At 47.4% G+C, this 18,712-nt stretch carries 32 protein-coding genes and 1 pseudogene; all 33 read left to right on the top strand.

Going from position 1 to position 18,712, the window contains the following annotated elements:
- Positions 1–84: 84 nt before the first annotated feature.
- The 33 genes and pseudogenes from NDK47_RS24280 (at position 85) to NDK47_RS24130 (ending at position 18,710) form a co-directional block, all read left to right on the top strand.
- The gene (locus NDK47_RS24280) at positions 85–651 is read left to right on the top strand and encodes a host-nuclease inhibitor Gam family protein (RefSeq protein WP_251872299.1); all 567 of its coding nucleotides are present in this window, start codon (positions 85–87) and stop codon (positions 649–651) included.
- Positions 648–1,283, top strand: a complete 636-nt coding sequence (locus tag NDK47_RS24275) for an ERF family protein (RefSeq protein WP_251872298.1) — start codon at positions 648–650, stop codon at positions 1,281–1,283. The genes NDK47_RS24280 and NDK47_RS24275 overlap by 4 nt, the downstream gene beginning before the upstream one ends.
- A complete protein-coding gene (locus NDK47_RS24270) occupies positions 1,284–1,694 on the top strand; it encodes a single-stranded DNA-binding protein (RefSeq protein ID WP_251872297.1) in 411 nt (136 codons plus the stop codon).
- A gap of 11 nt (positions 1,695–1,705) precedes the next feature.
- Positions 1,706–2,041, top strand: coding sequence for an HNH endonuclease (locus NDK47_RS24265; protein ID WP_251872296.1), 336 nt, complete (start codon positions 1,706–1,708; stop codon positions 2,039–2,041).
- Entirely contained in the window at positions 2,029–2,355 is a 327-nt protein-coding gene (locus NDK47_RS24260; RefSeq protein WP_251872295.1) for a hypothetical protein, read from the top strand. The genes NDK47_RS24265 and NDK47_RS24260 overlap by 13 nt, the downstream gene beginning before the upstream one ends.
- Before the next feature lie 113 nt (positions 2,356–2,468).
- A complete protein-coding gene (locus NDK47_RS24255; protein WP_251872294.1) occupies positions 2,469–3,284 on the top strand; it encodes a hypothetical protein in 816 nt (271 codons plus the stop codon).
- Positions 3,172–4,014, top strand: a complete 843-nt coding sequence (locus tag NDK47_RS24250) for an ATP-binding protein (protein ID WP_251872293.1) — start codon at positions 3,172–3,174, stop codon at positions 4,012–4,014. The genes NDK47_RS24255 and NDK47_RS24250 overlap by 113 nt, the downstream gene beginning before the upstream one ends.
- Positions 4,007–4,204, top strand: a complete 198-nt coding sequence (locus NDK47_RS24245) for a hypothetical protein (protein ID WP_251872292.1) — start codon at positions 4,007–4,009, stop codon at positions 4,202–4,204. Before NDK47_RS24250 ends, NDK47_RS24245 begins: the two co-directional genes overlap by 8 nt.
- A 5-nt stretch (positions 4,205–4,209) precedes the next feature.
- On the top strand, positions 4,210–4,515 hold the full coding sequence (locus tag NDK47_RS24240; RefSeq protein ID WP_251872291.1) for a helix-turn-helix domain-containing protein: 306 nt from the start codon (positions 4,210–4,212) through the stop codon (positions 4,513–4,515).
- 25 nt (positions 4,516–4,540) lie between these two features.
- A complete protein-coding gene (locus NDK47_RS24235) occupies positions 4,541–4,792 on the top strand; it encodes a hypothetical protein (RefSeq protein WP_251872290.1) in 252 nt (83 codons plus the stop codon).
- Positions 4,789–4,950, top strand: a complete 162-nt coding sequence (locus tag NDK47_RS27900; RefSeq protein WP_407653346.1) for a DUF6906 family protein — start codon at positions 4,789–4,791, stop codon at positions 4,948–4,950. Before NDK47_RS24235 ends, NDK47_RS27900 begins: the two co-directional genes overlap by 4 nt.
- Complete coding sequence (locus tag NDK47_RS24230) at positions 4,947–5,342, top strand: RusA family crossover junction endodeoxyribonuclease (protein ID WP_251872289.1); 396 nt, start codon at positions 4,947–4,949, stop codon at positions 5,340–5,342. Before NDK47_RS27900 ends, NDK47_RS24230 begins: the two co-directional genes overlap by 4 nt.
- A gap of 753 nt (positions 5,343–6,095) precedes the next feature.
- Positions 6,096–6,617 (top strand): annotated as a pseudogene (locus NDK47_RS24225) (DNA cytosine methyltransferase); the annotation flags it as partial.
- Between the two features lie 100 nt (positions 6,618–6,717).
- Complete coding sequence (locus NDK47_RS24220; RefSeq protein ID WP_251872288.1) at positions 6,718–7,428, top strand: hypothetical protein; 711 nt, start codon at positions 6,718–6,720, stop codon at positions 7,426–7,428.
- Between the two features lie 36 nt (positions 7,429–7,464).
- Positions 7,465–7,662: a hypothetical protein gene (locus NDK47_RS24215; protein ID WP_251871102.1), complete on the top strand. Its 198-nt coding sequence runs from the start codon at positions 7,465–7,467 to the stop codon at positions 7,660–7,662.
- A 42-nt stretch (positions 7,663–7,704) separates the two neighbouring features.
- Positions 7,705–8,280, top strand: a complete 576-nt coding sequence (locus NDK47_RS24210; RefSeq protein WP_251871101.1) for a hypothetical protein — start codon at positions 7,705–7,707, stop codon at positions 8,278–8,280.
- Positions 8,281–8,317: 37 nt separating this feature from the next.
- A complete protein-coding gene (locus NDK47_RS24205) occupies positions 8,318–8,944 on the top strand; it encodes a hypothetical protein (protein WP_251871100.1) in 627 nt (208 codons plus the stop codon).
- A 157-nt stretch (positions 8,945–9,101) separates the two neighbouring features.
- On the top strand, positions 9,102–9,446 hold the full coding sequence (locus tag NDK47_RS24200; protein ID WP_251871099.1) for a hypothetical protein: 345 nt from the start codon (positions 9,102–9,104) through the stop codon (positions 9,444–9,446).
- Between the two features lie 22 nt (positions 9,447–9,468).
- Positions 9,469–10,296 (top strand): MmcB family DNA repair protein, encoded by an 828-nt coding sequence (locus NDK47_RS24195; RefSeq protein ID WP_251871097.1) that lies wholly within the window; start codon positions 9,469–9,471, stop codon positions 10,294–10,296.
- Positions 10,297–10,499: 203 nt separating this feature from the next.
- Positions 10,500–10,640, top strand: coding sequence for a hypothetical protein (locus tag NDK47_RS24190; protein ID WP_251871096.1), 141 nt, complete (start codon positions 10,500–10,502; stop codon positions 10,638–10,640).
- Between the two features lie 34 nt (positions 10,641–10,674).
- Complete coding sequence (locus NDK47_RS24185) at positions 10,675–10,938, top strand: hypothetical protein (protein WP_251871095.1); 264 nt, start codon at positions 10,675–10,677, stop codon at positions 10,936–10,938.
- A 37-nt stretch (positions 10,939–10,975) separates the two neighbouring features.
- On the top strand, positions 10,976–12,091 hold the full coding sequence (locus NDK47_RS24180) for a DUF5131 family protein (protein ID WP_251872287.1): 1,116 nt from the start codon (positions 10,976–10,978) through the stop codon (positions 12,089–12,091).
- Positions 12,092–12,139: 48 nt separating this feature from the next.
- A complete protein-coding gene (locus NDK47_RS24175; protein ID WP_251872286.1) occupies positions 12,140–12,511 on the top strand; it encodes a hypothetical protein in 372 nt (123 codons plus the stop codon).
- Positions 12,511–12,882, top strand: coding sequence for a YopX family protein (locus NDK47_RS24170; protein ID WP_251872285.1), 372 nt, complete (start codon positions 12,511–12,513; stop codon positions 12,880–12,882). The genes NDK47_RS24175 and NDK47_RS24170 overlap by 1 nt, the downstream gene beginning before the upstream one ends.
- On the top strand, positions 12,882–13,268 hold the full coding sequence (locus NDK47_RS24165) for a hypothetical protein (RefSeq protein WP_251871090.1): 387 nt from the start codon (positions 12,882–12,884) through the stop codon (positions 13,266–13,268). The genes NDK47_RS24170 and NDK47_RS24165 overlap by 1 nt, the downstream gene beginning before the upstream one ends.
- Before the next feature lie 28 nt (positions 13,269–13,296).
- Positions 13,297–13,476 (top strand): hypothetical protein, encoded by a 180-nt coding sequence (locus NDK47_RS24160; RefSeq protein WP_122958964.1) that lies wholly within the window; start codon positions 13,297–13,299, stop codon positions 13,474–13,476.
- 117 nt (positions 13,477–13,593) lie between these two features.
- Entirely contained in the window at positions 13,594–13,848 is a 255-nt protein-coding gene (locus tag NDK47_RS24155) for a UBA domain-containing protein (RefSeq protein WP_251872284.1), read from the top strand.
- A gap of 189 nt (positions 13,849–14,037) precedes the next feature.
- Positions 14,038–14,370 (top strand): hypothetical protein, encoded by a 333-nt coding sequence (locus NDK47_RS24150; protein WP_251872283.1) that lies wholly within the window; start codon positions 14,038–14,040, stop codon positions 14,368–14,370.
- 22 nt (positions 14,371–14,392) lie between these two features.
- Positions 14,393–14,806 carry a hypothetical protein gene (locus tag NDK47_RS24145; RefSeq protein WP_251872282.1) on the top strand — a complete coding sequence of 138 codons (414 nt, stop codon included), beginning with the start codon at positions 14,393–14,395 and terminating at the stop codon, positions 14,804–14,806.
- An 11-nt stretch (positions 14,807–14,817) separates the two neighbouring features.
- Positions 14,818–15,300 (top strand): sigma-70 RNA polymerase sigma factor region 4 domain-containing protein, encoded by a 483-nt coding sequence (locus NDK47_RS24140; RefSeq protein WP_251872281.1) that lies wholly within the window; start codon positions 14,818–14,820, stop codon positions 15,298–15,300.
- 502 nt (positions 15,301–15,802) lie between these two features.
- On the top strand, positions 15,803–15,928 hold the full coding sequence (locus NDK47_RS27665) for a hypothetical protein (protein WP_256481314.1): 126 nt from the start codon (positions 15,803–15,805) through the stop codon (positions 15,926–15,928).
- Positions 15,929–16,293: 365 nt separating this feature from the next.
- Positions 16,294–17,187 carry a terminase small subunit gene (locus NDK47_RS24135; RefSeq protein WP_251872280.1) on the top strand — a complete coding sequence of 298 codons (894 nt, stop codon included), beginning with the start codon at positions 16,294–16,296 and terminating at the stop codon, positions 17,185–17,187.
- A gap of 236 nt (positions 17,188–17,423) precedes the next feature.
- On the top strand, positions 17,424–18,710 hold the full coding sequence (locus NDK47_RS24130; protein WP_251872279.1) for a PBSX family phage terminase large subunit: 1,287 nt from the start codon (positions 17,424–17,426) through the stop codon (positions 18,708–18,710).
- Positions 18,711–18,712 lie beyond the last annotated feature (2 nt).

The raw sequence follows: 18,712 nt of genomic DNA, 5'->3' as shown, positions 1-18,712 counted from the left end.
GTTCGAACCAACTGACAATTTCATATGCTTCGACTGCTTGCAAGAAGAAGCAGAGAACATATTCGCGTTATAGGAGGAATGATTATGAACGCACTGGAGCAAATGGAACTTGATGAATTGCAGGAGCTTGTTTTTCAGCTGTCTGAAGCTGAAGTAAAGCAACGCTTTCGTATAGATAGCTTTGACTCCCTTAATTGGGCGTTGCGCAAGCTTGCCGCGCTAGAAGCCAAACGCAAAGAGAATGAAGCCTTAGCCAAAAAGGAGTATGAACGGATTAAGGCGTGGGAGGAGAAGATGACAAAGGGCATCGAAGAGCATAAGCAATTCTTTACCTCGCTGATTGAAGAATACGCACGATCGCAACGAGCAGCTGATCCGAAATGGAAGGCATCCACACCTTACGGGAAAGTTGGCTTTCGAAAGCAGCAGCCAAAATGGATGTACGACGAACAGAAGGCCTTAGAATCGGTCGAATCGACAGGGCTAGATAAGTTTATCCGCGTAAAAAAAGAGCTTGATAAGGTGGCTCTCAAGGCGTCTGCGAAGGTGCTGGAAGATGGTCGTGTGATTGATACGGAGACGGGCGTTTTTATTGAAGGCGTATCAGTCGCGGAGCAGCCAGAAGCGTTGAAAGTGGAGGTTGTGGAATGAGCGAACAGCGAACCTTAGTCAAAAAGTTGGCTAAAGTCATGCAAGAAGTCAAGTATATCCAAAAGCGCGGGTTTAACAAGTTTCATCAGTACAGATACGCCACGGAATCGGATGTAGCAGAGAAAATACGTGAATCTCTCGCTGAACAAAACGTTGTCATGATACCGAACATGACCTCTCATTCAATCCGTGAACATACCACAGCAAAAGGTAATCGCGAGTATATTACGACGGTCGTCATGGAGTTCAAATTCATCGACGGAGATTCGGGAGAGGAAATCACCTTTACCATGATTGGGGAAGGCCAGGACCCCGGAGATAAGGGGCCATACAAAGCAATTACAGGCGCACAAAAGTATGCCCTTATGAAGGCTTTCATGATTCCAACCGGGGACGATCCAGAAGCAGACGAGGGTGTTGACCAGCGTAATAACGAGCAGCGATCCGGCCAAAAACCAGCACCTAATGTTTCGGCTCCAAAAGAGGCAACGCTCAAAGCGAAATACCAAATGGGCAAAGGATCGTTGGATGGCTTTGACGATTGGTACAACCAGCAAAAAGCAGCAGGTTTTTCGGATGAACAGATAGACGCAATCCTCACAAAGAGGCTCAAGGAAACGGGAGTGGCTTAGATGAATAAAGTGATCCTCATTGGCAACCTGACCAAAGATCCGGAGTTACGATACACACCCAATGGAGTCGCTGTCTGCACCTTCACCATAGCCGTGAACCGGCGCGTGAATGGGGAGAATCAAGCTGACTTTATCGGCATCGTGGCATGGCAAAAGACAGCTGATCTATGTGCTACCTATCTCCGTAAAGGCAGACAAGCAGCCATAGAGGGGCGAATCCAAACGCGGTCATACGACAACAAAGAGGGCAAAAAAGTATACGTCACTGAGGTAGTTGCCGAAAATGTTCAGTTTATTGGTGGCAGAACAGGCGATGAAGGGCCGTCAAATAAAGGCACTGATTCGTTTGGTGATCCGTTCGTGAATTCTGGTACACCGATTAATATTTCGGATGATGTCTTACCGTTCTAGGTGGTGGAAATATGATGCCGTTTCATCCATATCCCAAATCAGAACAAGTGAGACACAAACGGCGCACTCCCAAACGCAAGGAAAAGGGCCGTATTAAGCCCCAAACGTATCGGGCGGTATTTGACCGGGATGGAGGAAAATGCGTCTTATGCGGGCGTACAGACGGTCTGGAGATGCATCACGTTATCTACCGTAGTAGAGGCGGGACAGGGGAGGAACACAACCTCGTCCTCCTCTGCAAAAAGGACCATATGGCAGCCCACGCCAACAGAGAGATTCGTAAGCAACTGGAAGAATACATGAAACGACTTTATCCCGACAAATGGGAGGACCCATGGAAAGCGTAGAAATTGCGAAGGAAATCCTTCGCGTCTCAAGTCGATTGGATAAAGTGCCTCAAGCAATCTTTGATAATGCAAAAACATTCGCTGAAGCAGAGAGGGCCTACCGGATGGAACTTGCAAAAGAGATCACCAGGCTACGAGCAGGAGGCTTACAAGCGACGTTAATCAGCGATGTGGCACGCGGGAATGTGGCTGAGTTGAAATACAGACGTGATCTAGCAGAAGGACTATACCGATCTTCTGTAGAGTCTTCAAAGGCACTGCAGGCGGAAATGAGCGGACTGCAAAGCATTCTGAAAGTACAAAGTGATGTGTGAACTTGAAACAGCAACGAAACACCTTGAAGCGTTGATGCATCAACGTTCATGTCACCACCTAATCGCTAACTTGAAACAGCAACGAAACAGCAATTCAGGTAGGAAGTGGGGTAATGGGAGGAGCTTTTTTAACCAGTAGGGAGATATTCTCAAACCCGATTTGGACCAACGTCGTTGAGTTCCGCCTATTCTTCCTCATCTACGGTAATGCCGTATTTTCCGAGGAAGGGGTGAGAGTAGGGGACATCCTCTTACAGCGCGGGCAGTGGTTACGGTCGATTCGAAATCTTCAAAAAGACCTTGAGTATATGGAGAACCGAGCCGTCAAATCCTACTCAACGGCAACGATAAAAAGAGCAATCGACAGCTTAGTAAAACAGAATCGAATAAAAATTGAAACAGTCGAACTTGGAACACTATTTACGGTCGTGAATTACGCGGTATATCAAGGTTTTGAGCGTTACGAATCTGTTATACCGAAACAACAACGAAACAGTGACGAAACAGCGACGAAACAGCGACGAAACAATAATAAGAATGTAAATAAGGATATGAATGTTATTAAGGATAAAGAAGAAAAGATTAGGTTGTTCGATTCGGTTTTGCTAACGCAAAAGCAAATCGATACGTTGATCAAAAAATATGGTCAAGAAGGATACGAACGAATTGTTTGGCTACTGAATGATTATAAGACCAGGACAGGGAAGAAGTACGATTCAGATTACCAAGCTATCAATCGATGGGTAGCCAAACGATACCTTGAGGACCTTCAAAAAGCTGCAAAGGGAGGGAAACCATTTGCAGGGGCTAGACAAAATGCTGGAGGACATCAAAGCAAGGGCGGAACAACAAGCCCGTTTGATGGCTTCAAAGCAACGAGCAAGCCAGCCGAATACACAAGTCAAGGAACCATCGACGACCTGCTCTAAGTGTGGCGGCAAGGAAGGGACGCTGAACATCTGGTATGAAGAGCGCGAGTTCACAAAATTGGTAGACGGTGAGCCGGTAAAAGAAAAGCGCCAGGTCAAATGTGAATCGTGGACATGGTGCGAATGCTACTACCAAAAGCGCGTACTGACAGCAAGCCGGATTACTGACGACTTCAAGGAAAAGGGGTTCAAGAACTTTTCCGTAGACGGTCGACCGCTCATCGTAAGAGAAATGTTCGAAAAGGCCAAGCAGTATGTCAGATCATTTGAGGGCATTCGGAAACAGCGAAGAAACTCGATTGCGTTGCTTGGCAATCCAGGAGTCGGTAAAACACATCTCCTCATGGCAGCATGCAACAATCTCATGGCAAAGGGCGTTCCGGTCACATACTTCCCGTGGGTGGAAACGTGGAACGAAATTAAAGATGATTTTGACCTACTCAATCAACGTGTAAACCTGCTGAAAGAAAGCGAATTACTGTTCATCGATGATCTATTCAAAGGGAGGCAGGCACCCACCCCTTTCCAACTGGAACAGCTATTTGCCATCGTGAATTACCGCTACATGGAGAAGAAACCAATCATGTTGTCGTCGGAACGCTCATTTGCTGACATGCTCAAGATCGACGAGGGAATCGGTTCACGACTATATCAGATGTGCAAAGATTACACGATCGAAGTTCAGGGTGATCCATTTGAACTGAACTATCGGTTGGTGGAAGGTGATTAATTTGCAGGTTGATTATCTCGGCAAACAATATACAGCAGTCGGTATAGCCAAAAGCACGGTATTGCCAGAAGAGTTTATATTGCTGCAGGGTCATGGCGAATACCTCGTTGCTCCAACTCATGATTTGAGTGGATTGAGATGGAATGATGACAATACCGATAAGCAAGTGAATGGCGCAATCGGGAGGTGAGTGTAATGCTCATATGTCCAGTTTGCACTCATGAGATGAGAAGAAGACGCGGAAATATCTATATTTGCGATGAATGCGAATACGAGCTGGAGCAAATGACCATTGACTACGTTGAGAACAAAGAAAGGCAAAAGCTCATTGCCGCTAGGTTAAAGGCAGGATTTGAAACAGTGCATGAGGCGGCTAATGCGTCAGGATACAACGCGAGTTATCTGCGGGGGCTGGAAAGAGGGGCGCACCCCTTCACACCGAAAACAGCTGGACGTCTGGCGGCAGCTTATGGATGCGGAATCAGTGATTTGGTTGATTAAAAAGCGAAGAAAGGGAGAGGGAAAAATGAGCTATCGCGAAGATCAGGAAACTATATTGCGCTATGACAGGTCGGAGGGCCGCTGGTTCGCCTTCAGCTCTTATGGACCGCATATACAGAAGATTGAACGTTTGGCAGAAAAAATCGTTTCTGTTGAGGCGGATGCAAACGGGAATCTCATAGAGATTGAGGCATTCTTGGGAAAGAAAGGTGTAAAGATCGGATGGCCAAACGGGTTGGACGAACTGTCAGAAAACGCAGGGGTGATGGATGAATGAAACGGCCAAAGAAGCCAACCCGCCGTCAGAAGGAAGAGATTGTGTTTCGAGGCCTTACGCCCCAAAACTGGCTCGTAGAAAGGGATACACCGGATGAGTTTGTAGTGGTCCATCGGTACACAGGGACAACAAAGCGATTTGGAAGGTCGATAGCATGAACGAATTGCGAATCGTTATCCCGGGAAATCCGCCGACCGTCAACCATGTATACCGAAACGTAGCCATTAACCGAAGAATCACCACGGCAGACGGTCAGAAATGGCGTCAGAACGTTCAGGCGATAGCGTCTAGGGCAATTGCCACCCAGGGTTGGAAAATGAGCTCAGAAGAGAAGCTGGTGGGCGAGGTGATGATCTATTGGCCTACCAGACGCAAGCGAGACGTTGAGAACGTCGGAAAACTCCTGTGGGATGCATTGGAAGGGATTGTGTACGAAAACGACAGGTGGTTGCTCCCAAGGTATATGGATTTCTCAGTGGACAAGCATAATCCAAGGGTGGAGATTAAGTTTTACCGTTTGGAGGAGACAGCAGATGTACATTGCTTGTGAATACTTCGACTTTATCTGGACGGACGAAGAGTTACAAAGGTTCAGGCAATTATGGCGAGACGGTCTACATCTACTTGATATTGCCAAGGAACTTAAACGTCATCGAAATGAGGTACTAATCCTCGCGGTAGATCAGGCAGACCGGGGATACATCAAAACAAGATATGGCGCGATCTTTGGACGGGATTGGAAGAAAGGGAGGAGATCAGATGAAAGGGCACGACCTCGTTATAGGCTACGAAGGTATTTTGAATCGGAGCATGCTTAGGAATAGTCCTCCAGGAGAGGTAATCACCTACATGTTGCCGGAGGCAGAACGCCTAAAGCTGATCGAAAAGTACGGCCCAATCCATAGGCCGCTGCATCGGAAAATGAACAGACACACAATAAAAAGAGCCGAATAAAGCGATGGCAGATCGGAAGGCGCATGGTAACAACCAAATAACCAAGTATGCCGATGTGAGTCGTGTGTGAATCTGTTGAAGGAGATGAGGAGATGTCAATCAGCGATTTTAACCCAGAAGATATCACCGCGGGGGAGACTTACTGGATTAGAAACAGAAACGGACAGGTCCTTGCGAGAATGGTTTTACAAACTGATACCCCAAAGAATGGATGGGTCCGAGTCAAACGCATCCAGGAAGATGACATATACGATTGTGATGCACGGATATTTGCGCGAGTGTATCGGATGATGGGGATTTCAGAGCAGGATACACAATCTCAATTATGTTAAGCAGGGGGGGAGAACGCATGCGAATGCTGTCGCTCTGCTCAGGAATAGACGGAATCGGTTTGGCAGCCAAATGGGCAGGGATAGAGACGGTAGCTTTTTGCGAGATCGAGCCTTATCCAGTGAAGGTCCTGAACAAACGATTCCCAGGGATACCGGTCTTCGATGACCTTCGGAAATTAAACAAACAAATGCTTATAGATGCAGGGGTGATAACGAGTGATGGAAGCAGATCAATTGACATTATTTGCGCCGGATACCCTTGCCAGCCTTTCTCCCACGCCGGGAAGAGACTTGGCGAGGAAGATGACCGCCACCTCTGGCCGGAAGTGTTTAGACTTGTGTGCGAGCTCAGGCCCTCTTGGTTCCTTGGAGAAAATGTTGCTGGACACGTCACGTTGGGCCTCGACAGCGTACTTGCTGACCTGGACAGTGCGGGCTACACCGCAAGGGCGTTCCTACTTCCGGCTGCATCCGTCGGTGCCCCACACCGACGAGATAGAGTTTTCATTGTGGGCAACACCAAATACCATGGACAGCTTGCCGCAAAGATCGGATGAGGCATTGATTCGGCAAGCTACAACAACAAGAAAAGGTAGAACAAAGTCAGCGAACCTTCGAGAACAGGTTGATGAACGGATAATGAAATTATGGCCGACTCCCCAGGCGCGGGACTATCGGAGCGCAGATAATCAAGATTCGCCCCGGGTTGCCCGTAAAGCAGAGCAGGGATGGAGTCCCAATCTGAACGATGCAGTAAAGCTTTGGCCAACACCACGGGCAAATGATGCAGAGAAACGTGGAGACATAAATGCGGATGATCCAAGGAATGGGTTACCAGCTGCCGTTAAACTCTGGCCGACACCAGCGGCGCAGGATGCAAAGAATGCAACGCTCCCACCGTCTCAGATTGATCGCGATACGGTGCCGGGTGCGGTGATGCGGGAGATGAAACTATGGCCAACGCCAACGGCAAGCCAAGACTGGAAACCGATTCGTCCGCTTGCTCCATCCGAAGCGAATGGGACGCACGGAACGATGCTGGTCGGGGCAGTAGGGGATACGGAACCGCACAACGTCGGTGGCCAACTCAACCCGGCCTGGGTGGAGTGCCTTATGGGATTCCCGATCGGCTGGACCGACTTGGATTGTGACGAGCTGGACGAAAGCTGGATTGACACCCCGCGCTGGCCTGCCGGGATTGGACAGGAACAACACGAATGGGAGCCGCCACGAGTGGCAACGGGCGTGAAGGATCGGGTGGCGAGATTGAAGGCCCTGGGGAATGCGGTTGTACCGGCGCAAGTGTATCCGATCTTGGCGGCAATCAAGCAGGTGCATGAAGCAATTTAACACTCTGCTCAATTTGATAAACGAGGAGGAACGAGCATGGATGAAATCAAGACTCTAATGACAAACTGGCAGCGCCTTACATCTGAATGCCCTGAAATACACGAGGCGATAAAAGACGGGTACGAGGTGGGTGCTTACGACGAGGAGACGGGGTACATTATCTCCATGGAAAAAGTGGGCGACGAGCTGAAGGTGCGTGTAGTCATGGATGCGCACTTCATTCCGAAGAAATAAGAGCACTTACCACAATGTGTAGGGAAGAAAGGAGTTGAAAACATGGGATGCACCAACTGCGCAAACTATCATGAAGAATCAGAGTATGGTGACTATGGAACTTGTTACGGTACATGGTATGAATGTACTGCAAAACCGAACATGGGGAATTTAAAAGCGTTCCCCTTCAAAACAGTGCCGAAATCATGCCGTGGGGTTTTTAAAGTGGATAGGGAAAAGCTTACTGGCGGGCGCGGCTGGGAGGTTATGGCTGAACTTTGCGACTCCATATGCGGCCGATCAGAGGACCACGATTTGAAATACGACAAGGTAAATGGTTGCTCTTTAGGAACGTGCGAAGCGTTCAGGTATATCGAGGGGCGAACTGATTTGTGGGAACGGGATAATCCACTCGGCTACATGCATGTGACAGAGGAAAGAATCAGGGACGCTCTGAAGGGCAAGAAGCTTTTCTTTAGAGATCGCAAGGGAAGAAAGCATGAATTTAAGGTTGCGATTCGGGAAACATGCCCAGATTGCAAAGGAGATAGCTACAAGCTCGAAAGAGGAATTGCATCCTGGTTATGCCCAACCTGCAATGGCAGCAGCGTTGTTCTAACAGCGATAGCAAGCCCGTGATTTTACTAAATAGTTAGGGAAGAAAGGAGCAGCGACTATGTTTGAGTGGCAATTGGCAATCAAGGGGGAAGATACCTGGGGACGCCGGACGGTTGTAGCTGAGACAGCTGGCAAAGCAAAGTACGAGCATTTCCGGTACATGAGTGAGTTCTGGGATATTGAGTTTCGGGATTTTTTGAAGCATGTTAGCTGCCACAAGGTCGGTCCTGCATCAGCAAAGAGCTTCTTTGGTAACAAGGAACAATTTGAACGGAATTGCGAGTATCGAAACATACCATTCGCATATCAAGGGATGCGGATAGAAGTAGCCGGGAAGATGGGAACAATCGTAGGAAGCAACAGAAGTTGCAACCTGGACGTTGTATTCGATGGCAGATGGTATGCAGAGAACTGCCATCCTTGGTGGGAAACGCGGTACTTTGATGAAGCAGGCAACGTGATAAAGGATTATAGGGAGCAAAAAGTTGATAAGGTTCGGATGGAGCAAGAACAGGCTCGGCAAAACGTAGCGAGTTTTGTTGCTGAGCGAGAATACACTTACACAGTCGATCAGGTAGTTGATAACTATCTGAAATACTACAAAAACGGAAGCTATATCAGTCATTCGATGAAAGATTGTGTGAAGCATCTGGAAGCTGAACTTGAGGTATTAACACAACGGTAAGGGAGGGAAGACATGTCCAAAACGTGCAAATGCGGCAGGGTACTGTGCGATCTGTGCGGCAAAAACAGCGCTGCCGTACAGATGCGGAATAAGCTAAACGGCAACACATTGAAATGCTGCCGGGAATGTTACCAAGAAATCTGGGGAGGAAAAAACGATGAATAAACAAGCGGTTCTTGATGTACTGAACAGTCTGGAAGTGATCGAAATAAACGGGGGCGATAGCCCATACATCCTTGTCGAGAACAGCGTGGAGAACCGAAAGAAACTTAATGCTGTAGGAATTACGGATGAGGTAATTTACAGCTATGGCGACGATGAAACATTTTGCATCTTGGCGTTGGCTTACAACGAAGGATACGCAGACGAATGGAGGGACGGAAAACTGGTGCTGTGGGGGCCAATTGATGATGAGTTGCGCACAAGGGTTGTGAACGGTGAAGGCACGCCAGCGGACGCTGAACGATTGTTGCGAGAATTGGAACCTGAGTTATTCGCTTAACACACCGGTAGGGAGGAAAGGCATGGCGAGTAAAACAAATATTCGAGCGGACGAAATCAAACGAGCGCTGGCAAAACGCCATACCGACGATCTTTTCCTCACCGAGGTAAAGACCGGGCAGACATGGGGAAACAAGGAGTTGCTAAAGTTTGATGCGTTTGCGATCAAGAGGAGTTGGGCGAAACCACGCTTTACCGGATATGAGGTCAAAGTCAGCCGCGCCGATTTCCTTAACGATCAGAAGTGGCCGGGGTATTTGCCACATTGTCATTGCTTCAGTTTTGTTTGCCCGAAGGGGTTAATCCAGCCGGAAGAGTTGACCGATGAAGTCGGGTTGATTTGGTATTACCCTGACTCCGGCGCGTTGGTAACGAAGAGACCGGCCAAATATCGGTTAATAGAAGTGCCTGCTGACCTGCTATATTACATCCTGCTTTCCAGGATAGAATCAGACCGCCATCCATTTTTCAGCGATCGACGGGAGATGATTGAATCATACCTTTCGAATAAAGAAGCGCGTTTGCGTATCGGCCAGGAATTTAAAGGACGATTATTCGATGAAATCAGCGGGCTGAGGAAAAAGGTTAAGGAGCTGGAAGATGAGCTGAGATACGGCGGCAACAAGGAAGAACAACTGGCCATGATTAAGGATGCTGCCGAGAAGGCAGGCATTAATGTCCGGTATCGCTGGTGGACAAACGAAGTGGTGAAGATGTTAGAGAACAGCATCCACCCGGACATATTGCACGCGGTCGAGCGAATCAAAAGAGAGGCCGATGAGATACAGAAACTCGCGAAAGTAAGCGCAAATCAGGAGCAGCCAACCATGCTCCTTGATACACAACGGTAATTCTGGATATAGGGAGGGACGGAAATGTTTCAGAGTAGCAAGCAAAGGCAAAACGCCAACGAACAACATCTTTGCGCCACATGTAAAAAGTCCGGTGATTGTAACGTAAAGCCGTCTGTTGCCGAATGGAGATATGTTCTCCAGTACTGCCAGAGGTATGAGGGGTCAACAAAACACACGATGTGATAAATGGGGTGAGAGAGATGTTGGACAGACTCCATCGACTGGTTTGGAGGGCGATGGTTTGGGTGAGTCAAAAGAAAAAATCCCTGGCCCAAAAGATTGAGGATATCGACCGGGCTGAACGGATTGAAAGGATTAAGGACGATTACCAAGGGTCTTAAACAAAACAATCGATTTGTAAAGGTGGGAAGTCAAATGGGCAAATACCGCAAAAAGCCAGTTGTAGTTGACGCTATAAGATGGGATGGCAGTAACTATCACGAAGTGTGTGATTTCGTAGAAAAGCCATTGGCGATGGAGTATTCGAGTTTTCCGCCTTCTGAACGAATTCTCGTCATTGAGACACTGGAAGGTACGGTACGTGCAAGTGCGGGGGACATTATTATCCGCGGAGTAAAAGGGGAGTTTTACCCTTGTAAACCAGACATCTTTGAGGAGACGTATGAGCCTGTTGATTGATTCAACAAACCATTACTTTTGAAAAGGAGTGAACGGAATGGGAACAGCGATTGAGTGGACGGACACGGTTTGGAACCCAGTCACAGGCTGCAGCAAAGTGTCAGAGGGTTGCCGCAATTGCTATGCTTTTGCACTCCATGACATGCGGCACAAGTCGTTCCTGGAAGGAAAGAAGCTGCCGCAGCAGTACGCAAAGCCTTTCAGCGAGATTCAGCTTTTCCCAGAGCGACTGGATCAACCGTTGAGGTGGAGGAAGTCGCGGCGAATATTCGTCAATAGCATGAGTGATCTTTTTCACGATCAAGTGCCAGATGAGTATTTGGATCAAGTTTTTGCAGTCATACTGGCATGCGCCACTATTGGGAATCCCGAGCACACATTTCAGATTCTTACAAAACGCCCAGAGAGAATGCTCAAATATTTCACTGACAGGGAACCTTTCGAATTGATTAAGGCATGGTCGAAAGCCGGAGACGGTTGGATAACCATGAATGATCCGGATGTCTACTTTTCCGAATACATTGAGGGACTTACTTGTCACGATTGGGACAAGGACGGAAGGAATAGTAACGCAAGCGAATATATGCCTTGGGGCTATTTAAAAGGACTGTGGCCATTACCGAATGTCTGGCTTGGGACAAGCGTTGAGAACCAAAAGGCAGCAGACGAAAGAATCCCGTTACTCTTGCAGGTCCCGGCAGCCGTCCGGTTCCTGAGCTGTGAGCCGTTGCTTGGGCCGGTTGATCTTGAATTCATCGCACAATTTGAGCATGAGGACAACGAAGGGTACGGGGTAGCGGCGATAAAGGGTATTGATTGGGTGATCGTAGGCGGTGAGTCGGGAACAAACGCCCGACCAATACACCCGGACTGGGCGCGAGACTTGAGGGATCAGTGCCAGGAATATGGTGTAGCATTTTTCTTCAAACAATGGGGAGAATGGTTTCCGCGAGATCAATGGGAATACAACCCGGACCTGATACTGCCAGATGATAATGCAGCTTACACAGATGGACCAAAAACCTATGTGTTTGATGGGGTGTATGGTCTTTATCCGACACATTGCATTGGAAAAAATAAAGCTGGGCGCTTGTTAGATGGAGAAGAGTGGAACGAATTTCCGGGAGGGGAACGGGATGCAAGCAAGAGGTGAGATTAAGTTTCGGGGCTGGTGATACGTTGAAAGATTGGAGGAATTAACATGAGCATATGTATACGTTGCAAACAAGAGTTTGAAAGCGAGCATAGTGACTATGTATGCGACGACTGCCACTTGTTATCTATTCGCAAACGGATTGATGGCAATACGAGTTACCCGACTCATATCGCAGATTTGCGATTTTTGATGAAACGCTATGACGAAGAGAAACGGAAGCTACGAGAGCAACTGCAAAGAACGGTAGAACTGTACCAGTTCGAATGTAGACGAAGAGAAGAAGAAACAGAAGAACGAGATAAGCTGGTCGAGGCGTTACGTGAGATCGACACTTATATCCGCGGAACACGCTACCCATTGCCATATATCGCTGAGGTGTTGAAAAATACATTACCTGAGTATGAGGAGGAGAGATAATGCAAGCAGGACGTGAGATCAAGTTTCAAGTCTGGGACCAGGATACCAGGAAGATGTGGACGTGGGAAGACATCATTGAAGCTGAGTCAGCAATGTTCATCACGCTACTGGAGTTCCTGCAACAGGATCAGTTTATCAAGCGGCAATTCACCGGCCTCCGCGATAAGAACGGCAAGGAGATTTATGAGGGGGACATTGCCCTCATCTATGGTGACAGGTGCGTAATTGAGTATGACTCAAAGTCAGCTTCCTATGTTGCAAGAACCAAAATAGACAGTTACTGGGCTCTGGACGAGGAGACTTTCAAACTGGGTGTAGAGGTAATCGGAAACATCTACGAAAATCCCGATCTGCTGGAGGTGGGCAAGTAATGGAGGCAGGACGTGAGTTGGATGCGAAAGTTGCGGAAGCGTTGGGGTGGGACATTACACCGACTGCGGCTAAATTCAACCCGGAAAATGACATTGAAGTTGATTATGTCATAGACGATGCTCCAGCAGAATGCCCAGAGGGATTGAAGTCGGTTACAGGACAAATTATCGTCCGGCGATTACCAGACTTTTCTACCACTTGGGAAGGCATGGGCGTTCTGGTTGAGGAGGCAAGGAAGCAGGGGATCTATATCGACATTTTGCCACGGGCAAACGGTTATCACATCGTTTGGGGTAAACGGTGGGCAGATAATTTGGTAATCTCAGATGCTCCGTATGGCGTGTGCATTGGCCTCCTTAAGGCAAAAGCTGTTGCAGCAGTTTAACAAAAGAGAAATTGTGATGAGGTGAAGCATGAAAATCATCGATTATGACACGCGCCAGGAAATCGGCGAGATGGAACATCACAACTTTGAGCCTGGGGCAAAATTCCGCATTCCATTTCCAGATAAGAGTCTTTATTTCAGGATTATGGCAATTCAGGTCGGTGCAATCCACGTAAGAACGCTGACAGCAGAGGAATACAGGCAATGAGAAGGGCCAAATGGTGGTTCATATGCCGGCATATGTGGTGGATCGACGGAGACGAGAGGCTGTTTTGTGTGAAGTGTGGACATGTTCAGTAAAAAAATGTGATGAGGAGGAGAAACCGTGGTAGCTGAGTGGAGCGACAAGATATCAGCGTTTTGGTACGGCGGGATAGATGTAAAGAATGGACAATCAGTGGAACTAATTGCATGGAAAGGGTCTCATCACATCATGGTTTACCCAGTCCACGAACACCCTCAACCGCCTTCGAAATTCTTGCAATATCACAAACGAATCGAAACCTTGGAAGACTTCCAGGATGCGATCGATAACAACAAGGAGTATATGGCTACTTACTTGTTGCTGGAACGCATTTAACAAAATATTTCAGGAGTGAAACAGAATGGATCAGCCCTTGAAATGCCCAAAATGCTCGGAAACTTATGGGCCGAACGATTATTTCTACAGCGATCATAAGTACGACCTGGAACAATACGGAATGTGTTTTCACTGCTGCAGGTGGTATTTAGGACATGCTGGTTATGGTGAGTGAAAGGGAGGTAATCCATGAACGCAAAAGACTTACAATACCGACCAATTATTATAGACAGGCTAGACCGCCAGACAGAAAAAGGGATCAGGAAGTATGGTGGTACGATCGACAAGTCGGGTCATCTAAAAACAGTCAGTGAAAGTCTGGAATATCTGGCAGAAGAACTAACGGACGCTTTAGTATACATTGAACACGGAAAAAGACAGGTTCGTTCATTGGTCAATGAGGCAGCTAGTGTCATGAGGAAGTGGGATGTTGCAACATTGGCGTTAAGAGCAATTGCCAAATGTGAAGGGGAAGAGGCGTTGATTGCACAAAAGGCACTCAAAGATATGGGGATGGAATAACAATTCGGGAGAGGTGACCAAAGTGAACGAAATCGATGCTTTGCGACTAACTTCTCAGTTCATTACGGCATTCCAAGCAGTACGATCGGCAGTACAACAGAACGAATCAGACATTATTTACTACGAGCATGAATACAACGACCTGACCCATGCGCTGGAGCTAACAAAATTCAATGCGGCCGAAGGGTATCAGCTGGCAGTCCAGCAAAAGGAGAATAGGGTCAATCGTCGGAAAGCAAAAGACCAAGTAGCACAGCTACAGCCGCTTTTTGATGTGATGACCAGACACCAAAGCTACTTCCAAGACCTACGAAAAGCACAAGCTCAGATAGAGAAGATCAAATCGAGTCAAGCGAGCCGGATGTACACTGCCCGTGCAAGAACGGATATGCAGGATGCCTTTGACCGAGCCAAGCAAAAACAGGTTGCACAATAGGGGGAATGTAGATGAGCGCATTGGCGGAGTTCCAATCCACCTATAACGAGTTGATCATGGAAATAGACATCCTAGAGACACGAATTACGGATTTGGAAAAGGAGCGAAGGTTTCTAGTTGCCAACATGCATGCCAATGCACCAAAGTTACCCGGGGCGGTCGATTACTCCAAAGATAGGGTGCAATCCAACTTTGTCCCGTTTGCTCTGGATCGGATTATAGAGCGAATGAACAAGATTGACGAAACATTGGGACAACTACGAGATCAGCTAAAGGCAAAGCAAGAAACGATGGATAGGTTGGATCGGATACTTGCTCAAATGGATGATCTGGAGTACAAGGTAGCTTTCATGCGGGACAAGCTTCATATGCGTCTTCAGGAGATTGCCGATAAATTGGGTTACAGTTACGACCATATCAAACGAATTTCGAGCAGGATACGAAAGATGCCACCCAAATGCCACCGACAAAAAGATATTCGTGGTATAAACTAGATATAGTGAGGCAAAAAGGTTATCGTACCAATTGCCAGTGAACACAAGGGATCGGGGTATCCCGGTCGGGTGAAGGGACTGCGCATTCGCGGGCCTTTCGCTTTCGGAGCTTTCGCGCGGTTGAAGTAGGTGTCGCGAGCCGAGAATCGCTGTTGTTACCTTGGCGATGTGTGGTTAATCGCAAAACCGCGCACAATCAAAACGCATGACGGGCCTGGGTATCAGATTACCCGCCGTGCTTATAAAAAGATGCAGTGGCGGAATAGGTAGACGCTTATACCATAAGAGTGCATAGTTGCCGAATTCGCTTGAATAGAGGGCGCTTGCCGGAATTGCATTCATGCAAGGTGCAAATCCTTGCCTGCATCATAACAAAGCGGAAAGCCATTCGGAACATACCCGGGTGGCTTTTCTTGTTGAGGGAGGAATCCATATTGCTGGAGAAATGGCAATGTCACAATGATACGTTGAAATTTTTGCGGCAGTATGGAGGAGAATAAGCATGACCATCGTTAAAATCACAATGCCAACCAAAGACGGAAAACTCGTCGAATGGGAAGATTGCGTGATTGCATATCGGGAGAAAGAGAAGATTAGATGGGGGAAGAAAGCCGATGTGGAGAGCTGAACGAAAGACACAACAGCGGAGAGGTGAGTTCTAATCGAACAATTGTTACTTGCGGCTTTGATGGTAGTAGGAGTGCTTAGTACTTTGGCGATCAGAAAACTAAATTTACTCTGGGAAGAATCTTGTAAAAAGTTGATGAGGAGACACGAAGAAGAACGTAGAGAATGGTACGAAGAGCGCAAGGAGTTGCTTGATCGTATAAACAGAAATACATAAAAATGGCGGCATTACGGAGGTGCCTGATATGGGCTACATTATAGGCGTGATGATAGGTGTCACATTAATCATGTTTTGCCCTCGTTTCAGAAAGTGGTGGATGGGTTAACGTTTGAATCAATTAACCAAACGGTGGTGGTGAATATGTAATGGCAAGAGCAAGGGATCCGAACCGAGACAAAGCATTCGAGATATGGAAACAGTCCAATGGAGAGATAAAGCTAAAGGATATAGCCGATCAGCTCGGCATATCTGAAGGCACTGTCCGGGGATGGAAGAACAAAGACAAGTGGGACGAGCAATTGAACGGAACGTTCCAATCAAAGGAACGGAACGGAACGAAAAAAGGAACGGAGCGCTCCAATAGAGCAACAGAACGAAAGAAGCCTCCTCCAGCCGTGGAAGTCGAAGCAGACGACCTGACTGATAAACAGCGGATTTTTGTGATTGAGTATTTACGAGACTTCAACATTACACGGGCAGCAATGGCTGCAGGGTATAGCAAGAAGACCGCTCATGTTGTTGGGTGGGAAACCCTGAGGAATCCTAAAGTTCAAGCTGAAATCCAGCGCCATAAGGAACAGCGTACTAAAGAGTTGGGGCTAGATGTGCAGCGAGTCATTGCGGAATACATGAAGATAGCTTTCGCGGATATCACAGACCTTCTTGAGTTTGGTCAAAAGGACGAGCCATTGTATGACAACGAAGGCAATCCAGCCATCGATCCTACAACTGGCGAGCCAATGACATACAAACGTAACTACGTTTCGTTCAAGAACAGCGATGAGATTGACGGAACGGTTGTAGGAGAAGTCAGGCAAGGTAAAGATGGCGTGTCGATCAAGCTCCACGACAAAATGAAGGCGCTGGAAAAACTGGAAAAGTACGTTGACTTCATGACTGAAGAACAGCGCCTGAAGCTTGAGAAGGCCAGACTTGAAGTTGCACATCTACGAGGCGATGAGGGTGAACAGGAGGACGACGGTTTCCTGGAAGCTCTTGATGGTAAAACAGAAGAGATTTGGGACGACGAAGATGAGTGAAGTTTATGCATCCTTTATGCATTTCCGGCTTGGGAAATATTTTGCTGTGAGTGCTGAAAATCGCGATATAAAGCGATTTGTATAAATGTTGCATAAAGGTAGGTTATCCACATTTCAGATAAACGTTATCAAATCAACGTTTTATGAGATATGTTGAGTCCCGATAATACACATTATGTAACCTGAAAATGTATATCGTATACACAAGTGAAGGGGGTCAAAGGGTGATGAGGTAGATGAGAAAGAAAAATCAGGAATCATTTAAATGGAGACCTTTTTCAAAGAAACAACTGAAGGTTTTGACGTGGTGGCGCCCCGACTCTCCTGTAAAGGATAGGGACGCCATTATTTGTGATGGGTCCGTTCGTGCTGGGAAGACGATTGTTATGTCTTTCTCATTTGTTGCTTGGGCCATGGACACATTCAGCGGCGAGAACTTGGGGATGGCTGGGAAGACAATCGGCGCGTTACGAAGGAACGTCCTGCAACCTCTAAAGCGTATCTTGAAAGGCAGAGGTTACAAGGTCAAGGACCACAGGGCAGACAATTACCTGACGATCACCTATAAAGGTAAAACGAATTACTTTTACCTGTTTGGCGGGAAGGATGAAAGCTCGCAGGATCTGATCCAGGGGATAACGCTGGCCGGCATGTTCTTCGACGAGGTGGCACTGATGCCGAAGTCTTTCGTAGACCAAGCTACGGCGCGGTGTTCGGTAGAAGGAGCAAAATACTGGTTCAACTGTAATCCGGCAGGCCCTTACCACTGGTTCAAACTTGAATGGTTGGACAAACTCGAGGAGAAAAACGCGGTTCATATCCATTTCACGATGGATGACAACCTTTCGCTCTCGCCCAAAACAAAAGAGCGATATAAACGGATGTACTCGGGGGTTTTCTACAAGCGCTTTATTCTTGGACTTTGGGTGCTTGCACAAGGCATCATTTACGACATGTGGGATGATGACGAAAATACCTTCGATGATGACGATTTACCACAAGGCTTTAAATATCGTGCAAGAAGACACATTGCCGTTGACTACGGGACGCAAAACGCCATGGTATTCCTGGACATATGGGATGATGGCGATACATGTTGGATTCTCAACGAATACTATTATGATGGCCGTGACAAAGGCATTCAAAAAGAGGATTCCCAATATGCAGATGACTTTGAGGAGTTTGTCGGTACAGAATTCTTGCCAGCCTTTACAATCATCGACCCATCGGCGGCGAGCTTTAAGGCTGCGCTTCGGAATCGGGGTTACCGTATTAAGGATGCCGACAACGATGTTGAGGATGGCATTCGCATGACACAGACCATGATCCTGAAACGGAAAATACGTGTTCATAAACATAATTGTCCCAATTTCCTCAAGGAAAGGGCGAGTTACATTTGGGATGAGAAGGCATCAGGAAAAGGGATCGAAAAACCAATCAAGCAAAACGATCACTGCATGGATGGTACGAGATATTTCGTGAAAACGGTCATTACTCCACGGAGATTAGCTTCTGCAAGCTAGAA

Origin of the sequence: Brevibacillus ruminantium, assembly GCF_023746555.1 — a bacterium.
Classification (GTDB): Bacteria; Bacillota; Bacilli; order Brevibacillales; family Brevibacillaceae; genus Brevibacillus; species Brevibacillus ruminantium.
This window is presented reverse-complemented; position numbering and strand designations above follow the sequence as displayed.